The 13,273-nt window shown below is 72.2% G+C and carries 13 protein-coding genes; 6 read left to right on the forward strand and 7 right to left on the reverse strand.

What is annotated here, in order from left to right; translation table 11 throughout:
• The first annotated feature begins 117 nt into the window (after positions 1-117).
• From AB0N27_RS17590 to AB0N27_RS17605, 4 genes are read left to right on the forward strand one after another with little or no spacing between them, the layout of a single operon-like run.
• Positions 118-1,887, forward strand: a complete 1,770-nt coding sequence (locus AB0N27_RS17590; RefSeq protein WP_364370094.1) for a proline--tRNA ligase — start codon at positions 118-120, stop codon at positions 1,885-1,887.
• A 56-nt stretch (positions 1,888-1,943) separates the two neighbouring features.
• Positions 1,944-2,369, forward strand: coding sequence for a CBS domain-containing protein (locus AB0N27_RS17595; RefSeq protein WP_354945799.1), 426 nt, complete (start codon positions 1,944-1,946; stop codon positions 2,367-2,369).
• A gap of 25 nt (positions 2,370-2,394) precedes the next feature.
• On the forward strand, positions 2,395-2,823 hold the full coding sequence (locus AB0N27_RS17600) for a SufE family protein (RefSeq protein ID WP_357992541.1): 429 nt from the start codon (positions 2,395-2,397) through the stop codon (positions 2,821-2,823).
• Positions 2,824-2,843: 20 nt separating this feature from the next.
• On the forward strand, positions 2,844-3,479 hold the full coding sequence (locus tag AB0N27_RS17605; RefSeq protein WP_364370098.1) for a DsbA family oxidoreductase: 636 nt from the start codon (positions 2,844-2,846) through the stop codon (positions 3,477-3,479).
• Positions 3,480-3,533: 54 nt separating this feature from the next.
• Here AB0N27_RS17605 and AB0N27_RS17610 read toward each other — a convergent pair whose 3' ends face one another.
• From AB0N27_RS17610 to AB0N27_RS17630, 5 genes are all read right to left on the reverse strand, one after another.
• Positions 3,534-4,082: a YbaK/EbsC family protein gene (locus AB0N27_RS17610; protein ID WP_357992535.1), complete on the reverse strand. Its 549-nt coding sequence runs from the start codon at positions 4,080-4,082 to the stop codon at positions 3,534-3,536.
• An 83-nt stretch (positions 4,083-4,165) separates the two neighbouring features.
• A complete protein-coding gene (locus AB0N27_RS17615; RefSeq protein ID WP_278136729.1) occupies positions 4,166-4,360 on the reverse strand; it encodes a hypothetical protein in 195 nt (64 codons plus the stop codon).
• A 73-nt stretch (positions 4,361-4,433) separates the two neighbouring features.
• Entirely contained in the window at positions 4,434-5,087 is a 654-nt protein-coding gene (locus tag AB0N27_RS17620; protein WP_364370103.1) for a GAP family protein, read from the reverse strand.
• A 63-nt stretch (positions 5,088-5,150) separates the two neighbouring features.
• Positions 5,151-6,530 carry an MFS transporter gene (locus AB0N27_RS17625; RefSeq protein WP_364370106.1) on the reverse strand — a complete coding sequence of 460 codons (1,380 nt, stop codon included), beginning with the start codon at positions 6,528-6,530 and terminating at the stop codon, positions 5,151-5,153.
• Between the two features lie 59 nt (positions 6,531-6,589).
• On the reverse strand, positions 6,590-6,850 hold the full coding sequence (locus tag AB0N27_RS17630) for a hypothetical protein (protein ID WP_364370109.1): 261 nt from the start codon (positions 6,848-6,850) through the stop codon (positions 6,590-6,592).
• Positions 6,851-7,068: 218 nt separating this feature from the next.
• Here AB0N27_RS17630 and AB0N27_RS17635 point away from each other — a divergent pair, with 218 nt between their 5' ends.
• The gene (locus AB0N27_RS17635; RefSeq protein WP_364370812.1) at positions 7,069-11,502 is read left to right on the forward strand and encodes an HAD-IC family P-type ATPase; all 4,434 of its coding nucleotides are present in this window, start codon (positions 7,069-7,071) and stop codon (positions 11,500-11,502) included.
• A 61-nt stretch (positions 11,503-11,563) separates the two neighbouring features.
• Positions 11,564-12,364, forward strand: a complete 801-nt coding sequence (locus tag AB0N27_RS17640) for an MBL fold metallo-hydrolase (protein ID WP_364370112.1) — start codon at positions 11,564-11,566, stop codon at positions 12,362-12,364.
• On the opposite strand, the gene AB0N27_RS17645 is transcribed toward AB0N27_RS17640, so the two are convergent.
• Both AB0N27_RS17645 and AB0N27_RS17650 read right to left on the reverse strand, forming a co-directional pair.
• Positions 12,348-12,584: a hypothetical protein gene (locus AB0N27_RS17645; RefSeq protein ID WP_364370115.1), complete on the reverse strand. Its 237-nt coding sequence runs from the start codon at positions 12,582-12,584 to the stop codon at positions 12,348-12,350. The two genes, AB0N27_RS17640 and AB0N27_RS17645, sit on opposite strands and share 17 nt — an antisense overlap.
• Positions 12,585-12,680: 96 nt before the next feature.
• The gene (locus tag AB0N27_RS17650) at positions 12,681-13,190 is read right to left on the reverse strand and encodes a hypothetical protein (RefSeq protein ID WP_364370118.1); all 510 of its coding nucleotides are present in this window, start codon (positions 13,188-13,190) and stop codon (positions 12,681-12,683) included.
• Positions 13,191-13,273 lie beyond the last annotated feature (83 nt).

Below are 13,273 nucleotides of genomic sequence, written 5' to 3' on the forward strand. Positions count from 1 at the left end.
GTGCGGAGAGGACCGCGGCCAGCACCCGGCGGGTTCGGACGCCGATGGTTGCCGTGGTGGGCGGGCTGGGACCGAAATGGATCGCTCACGCTGCCGCACCGGTCGTAGGCTGCGCGGATGCTGCTACGCATGTCGACCCTGTTGCTGCGGACCCTTCGCGAGGATCCGGCCGACGCGGAGGTGCCGAGTCACCGGCTTCTCCTGCGCGCCGGTTACATCCGCCGCGCCGCACCGGGCGGCTACACGTGGCTGCCGCTGGGCAAACTGGTGCTGGACCGGATCACCGAGATCGTCCGCACCGAGCTGACCGCGATCGGCGACCAGGAGGTGCACTTCCCGGCGTTGCTGCCCGCCGAGCCGTACCGGACGAGCGGCCGGTGGACGGAGTACGGCGACGACATCTTCACCCTCGCCGACCGGCGCGGTGCCGAGCACCTGTTGGCGCCCACCCACGAGGAGATGGCGGCGCTGCTGGTCAAGGACGTGTTCACCTCGTACCGGGATTTCCCTGTGACGTTGTTCCAGGTGCAGACGAAGTTCCGCGACGAGGCGCGGCCCCGGGCCGGTCTGCTGCGCGGACGGGAGTTCCTGATGAAGGACGCCTACTCGTTCGACCTGGACGACGCCGGGCTGCGGGAGGCGTACGCGCGGCACCGGGTGGCGTACCAGCGGATCTTCGATCGGCTGGGGCTCGACTATGCGGTGGTGCACGCGATGTCCGGCGCGATGGGCGGCTCGGCGTCGGAGGAGTTCCTCGCCGCGACGCCTGTCGGTGAGGACACCTTCGTCGGCTGCACCGCCTGCGACTACGCGGCGAACACCGAGGCGGTGGTCACCCGGGCGCCCACCGATGGCGACCCGGCCACGCAGCCGGCCGTCGAGGTGCACGACACCCCGGAGACCGCGACCATCGCCAGCCTTGTGGAGCTGGCCAACGTCCGCCGGCTCGGCGGTCGGGACGGCTGGACCGCCGCCGAGACGCTGAAGAACGTCGTGTTGACCGTCCGCCAACCGGGTGCGGAACGGACCGAGCTGCTGGTGGTAGGGCTGCCCGGTGACCGGGAGGTCGACCTGAAGCGGCTCGGCGCCGCGCTGGAGCCGGCCCAGGTGGCCGTCTTCGACGGGTGGGCCGAGCATCCGGAGCTGGTCCGCGGGTACATCGGCCCGCAGGTGCTCGACAAGCTGGGCATCCGCTACCTCGTCGATCCCCGGGTGGTGCCCGGCTCCTCTTGGCTGACCGGCGCGAACGAGCCCGGCCGGCACGCGACAGGGGTCGTCTGCGGGCGGGACTTCACGCCCGACGGGACGGTCGAGGCGGCCGAGGTGCGCGCCGGGGATCCCTGCCCCGCCTGCGGCGACGGCGAGCTGACCATCAGGCGGGGCATCGAGATCGGGCACATCTTCCAACTCGGACGCCGGTACACCGACGCGTTCGCTGTCGACGTACTCGGTCCGGCCGGCAAGCCGGTCCGGCCCACCATGGGTTGCTACGGCATCGGGATTTCCCGGGCGGTCGCGGCCATCGCCGAGCAGCACCACGACGACCGGGGGCTGATCTGGCCGGCGGCGGTCGCGCCGTGCGACGTACACCTGGCGGTGGCGGGCAAGGGGCCGCAGCTCGATGCGGCGCTGGAGCTCGGCGGGCGTCTCGCCGCCGCCGGCCTGCGCGTGCTCGTCGACGACCGGACGCACGTCTCGGCCGGGGTCAAGTTCACCGACGCCGAGCTGATCGGCATCCCGCGCACCGTCGTGGTCGGCCGCCGTCTCGCCGAGGGGTACGTGGAGTTGCGCGAGCGGGCCGGTGACGGGCGCGTGGAGTTGCCTGTGGACGGTCTGGTCGAGCGGATCGTCGACGAGGTGCATCGGGAGCGTGCGAACCTGGTGTAGCGGCCGCGTCACGGGGTAGTGCAGTTCGATCGGGTGCAAACGCTGCGGAGGCTTTCATGACCGGTTACCGGGTCAGCGACGTCATGACCAAGCAGGTCGTCTACCTGCCGGTGGAGACGACCCTGGACGAGGCGGCCAGGGTGATGAAGGAGGCGGACATCGGCGATGTGGTGGTCACCGACGGCGCCAGTCTCGCCGGCATGCTCACCGACCGGGACATCGTGGTGCGGGCCGTTGCGGAGAACAGTTCGCCGGCAGCCACCACGATCGGCTCGATCGTCACCCGTGAGGTGGTGATGATCGAGCAGCACTGCACGGCGGGTGAGGCGGCGGCGCTGATGCGCGACAGGGGGATCCGGCGGGTGCTTGTCTGTGACAGCGACCGCAAGCTCGTCGGGATCGTCTCCCTCGGCGACCTGGCCATGCAGCTCGACCCGACAAGTGCGCTCAGCGAGATCAGCGAGCAGTCCCCGACGGTCTAGGAACGGCCGGCGGTAGCCTCGACGCATGGCTGACATGCCGGCCCGACTGGCCGAGATCGTCGACGAATTCGCCGCCGCGCCGCGCGACCTGGTGCTGGAGATGCTCCTGGAATACTCCGACGCCATCCCGCCGCTGCCCGACGGCGCCGCCGACCGCGAGGGCATGGAGCAGGTGCCGGAGTGCCAGACGGCGTTCTTCCTGCGCGCCCGGGTGACGCCGCAGGGCACCGTGGAGACTCTCTTCGACTGCCCGCCCGAGGCACCCACGACCCGGGCGTTCGCGGGCATCCTCGCCGAAGGGCTGGCCGGCGCGAGCGCCGAGGAGGTGCTGGCCGTTCCGGACGACCTCTACCAGCGGATGGGCCTGGCGCAGGCGATCAGTCCGCTGCGGGTACGCGGCGGCACGGCGATCCTGGGCCGACTCAAGCGGCAGGTCCGGGAACAACTGGGCTGACCTGGCAGTTGCCACCGGGCATGGAGATCGAGATCTACGCGGACCTCGTCTGCCCCTGGTGCTACATCGGCAAGCACCGGCTGGAGCAGGCCCTCGCCAGCTACGACGGCGAGGTGACGGTCCGCTACCGGCCGTTCCAGCTCGACCCGTCGCCGGTCGCGGAGCCCCTACCGCTGGTGACGGCGATGGCCGCGAAGTTCGGCGGGCCGGAGCGCGCCCGGCAGATGTTCGACCACGTGACAGCGGTCGCCGCGGGGGACGGGCTGCGGCTGGACTTCGACCGGGCGGTGATCGCCAACACCTTCGACGCGCACCGGCTGGTCGCGTACGCCACCGAGCACGGTCGGGCCGGCGAGATGGTGGAGGCGCTCTACCGGGCGCACTTCACCCAGGGCGTCGACCTCGGCTCGCGGGAGGCGCTGGCAGCCGTCGCCGGCGGGATCGGCCTCGACGCCGCCGACGTACGCCGGTTCCTCGACTCGGACGAGCGGACCGCCGACGTCACCGCCGACCTGGCCACGGCCCGCGAGCTGGGCATCACAGGCGTCCCAATGTTCGTGCTGGCCGGGAAGTACGCGGTGTCCGGTGCGCAGGAGGTGCAGACGCTGCTCGCCGCACTCGCCGAGGTCGAGCAGCGCGAGGCCGCCGCCAACTGACCCCATCGACAGTTGTGATGTTTCACGTGCAACGGTATCGACGCCGATGCCTGGTCAGGCCGGTCGGGCCAACCCTTCCACCACCTGCGCACCGGGCAGCGCGCCAAGCGCCGGCCCCGGCAGTGCGATCTTGCTGTGGCGTACGCCGGATCCGATGATCACGTGCGGCGTGGCGATCACCCGCGAGTCCACCAGGATCGGCCACTGCGCCGGCAGTCCGATCGGGGTGATGCCCCCGTACTCCATGCCGGTCAGCTCCACCGCATCGTCCATCGGGGCGAAGCTGGCCTTGCGGACGTCAAGCGCGCGGCGGGCCACCCCGTTCACGTCGGCCCGGGTGGTGGCCAGGACGACGCAGGCCGCGTAGCGGACCACGCCCTCACGCTTGCCCGCCACCACGACGCAGTTGGCCGACACGTCAAGCCCCACCTCGTACGCGGCACAGAACGCGGCGGTGTCGGCGAGCTCGGCGTCGATCGGGGCGACAAGCACGTCGTCGACGTCCACCGGCGCCTCGGCGGGCCACTGCGCGATGGCCTCCGCGACCGGAGGGGCGAGCAGGTCGAGGCGGGCACGGGCCGGTTCGGTCTTCAGCGTTCCCATCACGGGTGCGATCCTCGCATCTGCCGCGACGGACCGCCCGGCGACTCCCGGGCCGCCCTCGGACGTCACCCCCGTACCGGGACTCAACTGCCCGCCAGGAACGCGTTGTCGCGCATGAAGGAACGGTCGCGGGCAGCCGCCAGCTCCTCTTCGCGCCGGGCCTTGGCCCGCTGAAGCTCCAGATCCTCGAGCGCGTGCCGGACACCCAACCGGATCACGCCGTAGAGGAAGACGAAGCCGAAGACGTAGAGGATCACCGTGGTGACGACAGCGAACATGCCGTCACGGTAAGGCGAACGTGAACGGTCGCAGCTCTCATCTCCGCCCGGTTCCCCCGTACGTGTCGGCGGGTCACCCCGAGCGCACCAGGTCCACGGCTGTAAGCAGCGCGAAGAAACCGATGAGCACCTCGTCGACCACCCAGGAGTGCCCCTCGGCCCATTGCCGCATCCGGGTCAGCGACCGCACGGCGCGCGGCCCGAGGAGCAGCAGCGCCAGCAGCGGCAGGGCGAGGAGTACCACCGTGACCAGCACGAACGGCAGCAGGTTCCACCAGGGCAGGTCGTGCCGGGCGACGCTCGCGCCCACCGCGGCCATGGTCAGGTCGTCGCTTGGCGTCACCACGAAGAGCAGCGCGCAGAGTCGCGCCGCCCGGGCCGGCCCGGCGTGCCCGAGGTCCCCCAGCCATCGTGGCGGCCCGGCCCGGTGCCGCCGCAGCCACACCACAGCGGCGAGGGCGACCAGCAGGACGAGCACCACCACGTCGATGGCGGGACCCCGGTCGACGCGGCCGGCGAAGGCACCGGCGTCGCTGGCCACACCGCCCACCAGTCGGGTGAGCAGCCAACTCGCGGTCACCCCGATGGTCACCACCAGCCCGCCGCCGAGGAGGAAGCCCAGCGACGCGGCCCGGGGCCGATCCGACGAGGCGAGAAAGACGGCCACGACCACCTTGGTGCCGGCGACCATCACCACGGCCAGCGGCAGCACGGTCAGGAAACTCATCGCCAGCCATCCTCCCGGCCGAAAGGCGTCGGACGGTGCCGAATCTGCGGATCACCAACTCCGCTACGCGCTCGCGCGCACCACGACCCGTCCCGCCAGCAGCGTGCCGAGCAGCGCCAGGCCGGCGGCGACCGCCAGCGTCGACGCGTAGCTGGCCGGGCCCGGCGCGCTGCCGACGGCCAGCACCGCACCGGTGAGCGCCAGGACTGTCGCCGCGAAGAGCGAGTCGCCCAGCTGCAACGACGAGCTGTTACGGCCCTGCTCGCCGGGAGCGGACAGCTCGAGGGTGAGCACCGACAACGACGGGTAGAGCAGCCCCATGCCGAGACCGGCGACCGCCCAGCCCAGCACGGCGACGGCCACCGGCAGCTCGGGCCGTACGGCAAGCGCCACAGTGGCGGTACCGACGGTGATGCAGCTCAACCCGGCGCGGGGCAGGCTGGCACGGGACGCCGGCACCGGAATCCTGCCCTGGATCCACGAACCCACCGACCAGGCCAGCGCGCCTACCGTGAGGACCAGCCCGGCGCCGGTCGGCGACAGGCCCCGCTCCCGGGAGAGCATCAACGGGATGACCACCTCGGCGCCGACGAACGCCGCCGAGGCCAACCCTCGCAGCCCGATCACCGTGGGCAGGCCGCGGGCCGCCCGGAGGAAACCGGCCGGCAGCAGACGTGGGGCGCAGACCAGCAAGCCGGCCACCGCCACCGCGACAAGCGCCAGAGCGGTGACGCCGCGCTGCTGCCCCCCGATGTGCAGCAGTGCGGCGCTCACCGCCGCCCCGCACGCCCAACCGATCCGCACCGCCGCACCCGCCGGCACCCCGGTCCGCACCGACTGACCGAGCGACCGCAGGCCGGGGTGGATCAGCAGGACAGCCGGCACGGCCACCGCCGGCACCGCCAGGAAGACCCACCGCCAGTTCAGGTGCTCGACGATCAGGCCGGCCACCGCCGGCCCGACCAGCGACGGTACGACCCACGCCGCCGCGAACGCGGCGAAGATCCGCCGGTGCAGGTCCTGCGGGTACGCGTGTCCGACGATCACGTAGAGCGCCACCGCGAGGAGCCCCGAGCCGAAGCCCTGCACCACCCGGCCGACGACAAGCGCGCCCATCACCGGCGCGGTCCCGGCGATCAGAAGTCCGACAACGAACCAGGCGACGCCGTGCCACATCGGTCCCCGGGGTCCTCGGGCGTCGCACCAGATGCCGGACACCACCATGGCCAGCACGTTCGTGGCGAACGGTCCCCCGAACGCGATCCCGTACAGGGCCAGCCCGTCCAGACTGCGGGCGACAGTCGGCATCGCCGTGCCGACCGCCAGCGCCTCGAACGCGAGCAGCGAGATCAACGCGACGCTGCCCACTGTCATCGCCCGCAGCCGGGGTGCGAACAGACCGGGCGCGGCCGGTACGGCGACGACTGTGGTGGGACTCGGCATGCACCGAGCCTGCGACCTCAACCCGGATTCATGTCAACCCGGCGGTGACCCAGCTCTCGTCAGGCCTCCTTGAACGCCTCGCCGATGCCGCCGACGAGGCCGGAGAAGTGCTGGTCGGTGAGGAGATGCCCGGCGGCGATCGCCAGGGCGAGCGGCCACTCGATGACCTGGAGCGCGACGAGCACCCCGATTCCGGCGTAGTAGGCGATCCGGTCCGGCGGTGGCACCGCCATCTCGCCGAGCATCGGCAGGTCCATCCGTCGGCTGTACATCCTGACGTTCTCGCGCGGCCCGTTCAGGTGTCGGCTGAGTGCGCTCATTCCGGCCTCCCCATGTCCGGTGACAGTCGCCGAATTCCACAGCCCATCTCGTCCATGCGCCGACGACGGCGGAAACTTCCGCTGCGGCGAGGGCATAACGGACGGCAGGTCGGGAAGCCAGGCCGCCGGACGTGAGGGCGGTGGGAGGGCGAGATGGCGGAGGTCAGCACCAGCAGCACCAGGGAGCCGGGCCGGCGTCCGTCCAGCCGTACGCCTCGATGACGGCGGCGGGTCGCGCAGCGGGACGCATCCTCCCGTCCATCGGTGTGCCGCACCTGGTCGGCGAGGCGTCCCGGACCGTCGGGGCGGCGGCGACCCGGGTCGCCCGGCAGGTCGGGCTGACCCGGCGTCGGGTCTGGTCACGGCCGGGTCGCCACCACATCGAGGTGCACGGTGTCTGCCAGGACGGCGGCGACCAGCTCGCCCGTCAGGTGGAGGGCGCGCTGGAGCGGATGCCCGGGGTCGCCTGGGCGCGGGTGAACGCCCCGTCCGGCCGGGTTGTGGTCGCCGTGCAGTCTCCGCAGCCCAAGCTGCGGGACCTGATCGCCACCATCAGCCGTGTCGAACGCACCTGCGACCACGAGCCGGACCCGGAGATCCCGCCGCCGCACCCGCCCGAGGAGGGGCCGCACACTCCCCGCACCCTCGGCGCGCTCGCCTCGGACGCGCTGGGCCTGGGCCTCTGGGCGGCGACCAGGATCCTGCCGTTCGCACCGCTGCCCGGCGAGGCGGCCGGCCTGCTGGCGGCGGTGGACCTGCAACCCAAGCTGCACGCGTTGCTCGGCAAACCGCTGCGTTCGGATCCCCGCGCGGATGTCCTCTTCCCGCTGGCCGAGGCGGTGGTGCAGGGCCTGTCCGGCCGCTGGCCCGGTCTCATCCTCGACAGCGCCCAACGGCTTGTGCAGTGGGGCGAGGACCGGGCCGAACTCAGCGCCTGGGAGAAGGCCGAGCCACGGTTGACAGGGGACCCGGAGCGGGCCGTCGCCAGGTGGCCGGTGTCCGACCGTCCCCGGCCGAAGCCGCAGGGACCGGTCGAGCGGTACATCGATCGGGCGCTCGCCGCGGGTGTGGCGGCCGGAGCTGCGGCGATACCGTTCGCCGGCCTCAAGAGGGCGGCGGCGCTGGGCCTGTCCACACTGCCCAAGGCCCCGGGCAGCGGGCGAGAGGGGTACGCGGCGCAGCTCGGTCGGATCCTCGCCCGGCGCGGAGTGATCGCGATGGACCGTGGGGTGCTGCGGGAACTGGACCGGATCGACACCCTCGTGCTGGACGCCGCGGTGCTCGGCTCGGACCGGGGCGTACTGGCCGACCTGGCCCCGGCGAGGGGAGCGGACGTCGACCAGGTGGCGGAGCGGGCGTTCGCGCTGTTCGACCCGGACGATCCGGGCGGCTCGCGGTCGGTCGACGGTTGGCGACTGGAGCCGCTGGACCATCCACCAACCGGCGACATCCCCGACGTGGAACGGTTGCGCGCCGCCAACGGGCAGTTGCTCGGCCTGTCCCACGACGACCGGCTCGCCGCGCTGCTGCGGGTCGAGCCGGAACCCGCCCCGGGCGTCGACGGGCTGCCGACCGCCGCCCGCCAGGCCGGCCTGCGGTTGGTGGTGGCCGGGGGCGACGAGCAGCGGCACGGCTTCGCCGACGCGATCCTGCCCGGAGGTGACCGGCTGTGCGAGTCGGTCCGCGCGTTGCAGCGCGACGGCGCGGTGGTCATGCTCGTGTCCGCGGACCGCAGGGCGCTCGGCGCGTCCGACTGCGGTCTCGGGTTCGCCCCACCTGAGGACCTGCCGCCGTGGGGCGCGCACCTGCTTGTCGGCGACGATCTGCGGCTGGTCGCCCTGGTGATCGAGGCGACCGGGGTGGCCCGGCGAACGGCCCAGCAGAACATCCGGCTGGCCATGGCGGGCGCCGGTCTGGGGGCGCTCGGAGCGCTCACCGCGCCGCCGGCCCGCCTGCCCCAACGGTCGCTCGTCGCGAGCAGCGGAGCGGCCGGGTTGGCCTTCGCGAACGGGGTCTGGCAGGCCCGCCGGCTGCACGACCGGTCGGAGGCCCCGGCACCGGTGGCGACCGCCTGGCACCTGATGCCCGTCACCACAGTCCTCGACCACCTGCGGACCACACGCGACGGCCTGTCCAGCGCGGAGGCGCGGCACCGGCGCCACGACTCCGGCGGGAACGGCGATGCCGCTCCCGGACGTGGTGGCCTGCTGCGCGCCTTCGTGGACGAGCTGTCCAACCCGCTTACCCCGGTGCTGGCCGCCGGGGCGGTGCTCTCCGCCTCGTTCGGCTCGCTTGTCGACGCCGCGCTCGTGGGTGGTGTCGTCGGCGGATCGGCTCTGATCGGGGCGGTGCACGAACGCAACACGGAACGGTCCCTGGCGGAGCTGCTGTCCCGTTCGGCGGTGACCGCCCGGGTCCGCCGGGACGGTGGCGAACGGGTGGTCGCCGCCGAGGATCTGGTCCCGGGGGACATCATCGTGCTGGAGTCGGGCGACTCGGTGCCCGCCGACTGCCGGGTGCTCGAATCGGTGGGGTTGGAGGCGGACGAGTCATCGCTGACCGGGGAGTCGCTTCCGGTAGCCAAGACCGACCGACCGGTGGTCGCCGCCGCCGTCGCCGACCGGCACTCGATGCTGTACGAGGGCACCACAGTCGCCGCCGGTCACGGCAGTGCCGTGGTCGTTGCGACCGGCGCGGACACCGAGGCCGGGCGCAGTCTGGCGCTGGTCCGGCAGGCACCGCCGACAAGTGGCGTGGAAGCCCGGCTCGGCTCTCTGACAAGCGCAGCCATCCCGCTGGCCGCCGGTTCGGCAGTGGCGGTGGCCGGCGCGGGCCTGCTTCGGGGCGTACCCCTTGCCGAAACGGCGGCGACCGCCGCGAACCTCGCCGTTGCGTCGGTGCCGGAGGGGCTGCCGTTCCTGGTGAGTGCTGCGCAACTGGCGGCGGCCCGGCGGCTCGCCGAGCACGGCGCGTTGGTCCGCAATCCGCGCACGATCGAGGCGCTGGGCCGGGTGGACGTGCTCTGCTTCGACAAGACCGGCACCCTCACCGAGGGCACGTTGCTGCTCGCCGGGGTCGGCGACGGCGTCGGCGACCGGTACGCCCCGGTGGACCGCCTTGACGACCGGCTGCGGTTGACGCTGGCGGCCGCGCTGCGGGCCACTCCCGCGGCGGCCGACCCGGAGCAGTTGGCGTTGCAGACGGACCGTGCCGTTCGCCGGGGCGCGGCCACCGCCGGCGTGGTGGAGCAGACCGGGGCGGCCGGTTGGCGGGCCGCCGGAGGGCTGCCGTTCGAGCCGTCCCGTGGCTATCACGCGAGCATCGGGGAGACCGACGGTCGCCTGCTGTTGAGCGTCAAGGGTGCCCCGGAGACGGTGTTGCCGCGGTGCACGGCCCGGCGCACCGACGGCCGCCAGGAGCCGCTGGACGACGCGGGCCGCGCGGAACTGCAACGGGCACTCGCCGAGCGGGCCGGGGCGGGGCACCGGATCCTGGCCGTCGCCGAATGCCAGGTGAACGACCCGAAGGTGGCCGACGGGGACGTGCGGGGTCTGACCTTCGTGGGTTTCCTGGCCCTTGCGGACGGGGTGCGGGAGAGCGCCGCGCCCGCGGTGCGGCGGATCCGCCGGGCCGGCGTGCACACCATCATGATCACCGGGGACCATCCAGCGACGGCCGAGGCGATCGCGGCCACCATCAGCGAACACGACGAGCAGCGGGTGGTGACCGCCGGCGCGTTGGACCAACTGGACGACGAGACGCTCGCCGAGCGGCTGGCGGACACCGACGTGGTGGCCCGCTGCACGCCGGCCCACAAGGTACGGATCATCCAGGCGTTGCAGAAGTGCGGGCGGACCGTGGCGATGACAGGTGACGGCGCCAACGACGCACCGGCGATCCGGCTGGCCGACGTCGGCATCGCCCTCGGCCAACGGGGCACCCCTGCGGCGCGCGCCGCCGCCGACCTGGTGGTCACCGACGACCGGTTGGAGACCATCATCGCCACGCTCGTCGAGGGCCGGGCGATGTGGTCGTCGGTGCGGCACGCGCTCAGCATCCTGGTCGGCGGCAACCTCGGCGAGATCGCGTTCAGTGTGCTCACCGCGGCGGCGACCGGCCGTTCCGCGCTCACCGGACGACAACTCCTGCTGGTCAACCTGCTCACCGACCTGGCACCCGCACTGGCAATCGCCGTCCGGCCACCGGCGTCGGACCGCACCGATCGCCTGCTGCTGGAGGGCCCGGACGTGTCCCTGGGCGAAACCCTCACCCGGGAGATCAGCCTGCGGGCGGCAGCGACCACGCTCGGGGCGACAACGGGCTGGACGCTTGCCCGCTACACAGGTCGGCAGCGGCGGGCCGGCACGGTCGCGCTGGTCTCCCTGGTCGGCACCCAGCTCGGCCAGACCATCCTGGCCGGCGGTACCAGTCCGGCCGTACTGGCATCCACGGCGGCGTCACTCGGCGTGCTTGTCGTCGTGGTGCAGACCCCGGGGGTCAGCCAGTTCTTCGGCTGCACCCCGCTCGGGCCGGTGGGCTGGACCATCGGGGCGGGATCGGCGCTCGGCGCCACCTTCGCCAACGGTGCGCTCACCAGGCTGATGGAGCACCTGCCGCAGGCGCGGCCCACCGACGGGCACCCCGGGAACTGACGATCGTTCCTCCGCTTGGTCGGCGGCAGCCGGGGTACCGCTGCCAGAGGAGGTGACCACGATGGTTGAGCAACCACAGGTGACGTTCATCGGCACCGCGACGACAGTGCTGCGGATCGGCGGCTTCACCCTGCTGACCGACCCGAACTTCCTGCACCGGGGCCAGCGGGCGTACCTGGGTAAGGGTTTGTGGTCGCGGCGGCGCACGGACCCGGCGCTGCGGATCGCCCAACTCCCCGAACTGGACGCGGTGGTCCTCTCCCACCTGCACGGCGACCATTTCGACCGGGTGGCCCGCCGGGAACTGGACCGCGAGCTGCCCATCATCACCACGCCCGCCGCGGAACGCAAGCTGCGCCGCTGGGGCTTCCGGGCCGCGCAGGGCCTGCCGACCTGGTCGTCCCGCGAGCTGCACCGCGACGGTACGACGGTGCGGCTGACCTCGATGCCCGGCAAACACGGACCCGGTGCCGTGGACCGGCTGCTGCCCGACGTGATGGGCACGATGATCGACGTGGAACGCGCCGGCCAGCGCGAGTTCCGGCTCTACGTCACAGGTGACACGCTGAACCGGCCGCTGCTCACCGCCATCCCCGAGCGTTACCCGGACATCGACGCCATGCTGATCCACCTCGGCGGCACGAAGGTCGCCGGGATCCTGCTCACCATGGACGCCCAGCAGGGCGCCAACCTGGTGGAGCTTGTTCGACCGAAGCTGACAGTGCCGATCCACTACGACGACTACCCGGTGTTCCGCTCTCCGCTGGCCCACTTCGTCGACGAGGCCCGCCGGCGTGGCTGGGTGAAGCAGGTACGCACCATCGCCCGCGGCGAAACACTCCCCCTCACGCCTCCCGAATGACCGGTCGCCGCCACCGCAGAACCGGCGGCGACACCGACCCGACCAGGTCACTCCGTAACCCGGTGGTCGCCGTGTCGACGTCCTCCTCCTCAGTGGACCAGTCGATGTCCCCTGACCTCAGCGCCGCGACGGCATGCGCGGTGACGGCCTCCGGATCGGTGACCAGGACGTCAATCCGGCAGTAGACGTGCAGCGTGACAGGTGTCCGGCTCTCATCCACCGGAGAAGCATGGCGAAGACACGGAAGCTCAGGGGCAGCGGCCCCCGCCGCCGCTGAAAGAGACAGCAGCCAGGTTGTCCTGCTCCAGCACGTCACTCAGCTTTCGAAGATGTGGCGATGCCCCTCTCGACTTGTCACCTTGAGCGTGGCAGGCGACCCGGTCGGGGCCGGCCAGATCTGCAACAGGTACTCGTCGACAACCTCGTGATAATCCCTACTGCTCCTGGCTTCGTCCATTCCCCGGCAGTGGTAACGCATTCGGTATGAGCCGGGCCCTGCCGAAAGACGCGGCAGGGCGTGAGTCTTCTCGCCGGCCCATTGAATGAGCATCAACTCCGGCAGGGACGCCTCGAACGGCACCTCCACCACGTCTTCGAATCCCTCCAGGTCAGGCCCTGGGTCGCCGTCACCGACGCTGACCGTGAACCCGACGGTGCCGGTATGGCGACCCGTGACGAGGAAAACCTCCCCTGGAGAGGTGGCGATGAGGCCGGTCGGGCGCCTGCCGAAGAAGACGTCAGCCCAGTCCGTCCGACCCCAGGATTGATCGTCGGCGACCTCGAGGAAGCCGTAGTGCACTCCGATACGCGCGCGAAACTCGGCCACGCCGCGACGGTAATGCACGCCACTCGTGTCCGCCTGTGTCGCCCACCGTTGCCAGCCTGCTTGACCTGTCGACTGCCGCCGAT

The organism is Micromonospora sp. NPDC093244 (assembly GCF_040683695.1).
Classification (GTDB): domain Bacteria; phylum Actinomycetota; class Actinomycetes; order Mycobacteriales; family Micromonosporaceae; genus Micromonospora.

What these genes read in the sequence shown, in the direction of transcription:
- AB0N27_RS17590 (WP_364370094.1), top strand. Translation starts at nt 118, where the DNA reads ATGCTGCTACGCATGTCGACCCTGTTGCTGCGGACCCTTCGCGAGGAT.
- AB0N27_RS17620 (WP_364370103.1), bottom strand. Translation starts at nt 5,087, where the DNA reads ATGAGTTTCCTGACCGTGCTGCCGCTGGCCGTGGTGATGGTCGCCGGC.
- AB0N27_RS17595 (WP_354945799.1), top strand. Translation starts at nt 1,944, where the DNA reads ATGACCGGTTACCGGGTCAGCGACGTCATGACCAAGCAGGTCGTCTAC.
- AB0N27_RS17600 (WP_357992541.1), top strand. Translation starts at nt 2,395, where the DNA reads ATGGCTGACATGCCGGCCCGACTGGCCGAGATCGTCGACGAATTCGCC.
- AB0N27_RS17615 (WP_278136729.1), bottom strand. Translation starts at nt 4,360, where the DNA reads ATGTTCGCTGTCGTCACCACGGTGATCCTCTACGTCTTCGGCTTCGTC.
- AB0N27_RS17625 (WP_364370106.1), bottom strand. Translation starts at nt 6,530, where the DNA reads ATGCCGAGTCCCACCACAGTCGTCGCCGTACCGGCCGCGCCCGGTCTG.
- AB0N27_RS17640 (WP_364370112.1), top strand. Translation starts at nt 11,564, where the DNA reads ATGGTTGAGCAACCACAGGTGACGTTCATCGGCACCGCGACGACAGTG.
- AB0N27_RS17605 (WP_364370098.1), top strand. Translation starts at nt 2,844, where the DNA reads ATGGAGATCGAGATCTACGCGGACCTCGTCTGCCCCTGGTGCTACATC.
- AB0N27_RS17630 (WP_364370109.1), bottom strand. Translation starts at nt 6,850, where the DNA reads ATGAGCGCACTCAGCCGACACCTGAACGGGCCGCGCGAGAACGTCAGG.
- AB0N27_RS17610 (WP_357992535.1), bottom strand. Translation starts at nt 4,082, where the DNA reads ATGGGAACGCTGAAGACCGAACCGGCCCGTGCCCGCCTCGACCTGCTC.
- AB0N27_RS17635 (WP_364370812.1), top strand. Translation starts at nt 7,069, where the DNA reads ATGACGGCGGCGGGTCGCGCAGCGGGACGCATCCTCCCGTCCATCGGT.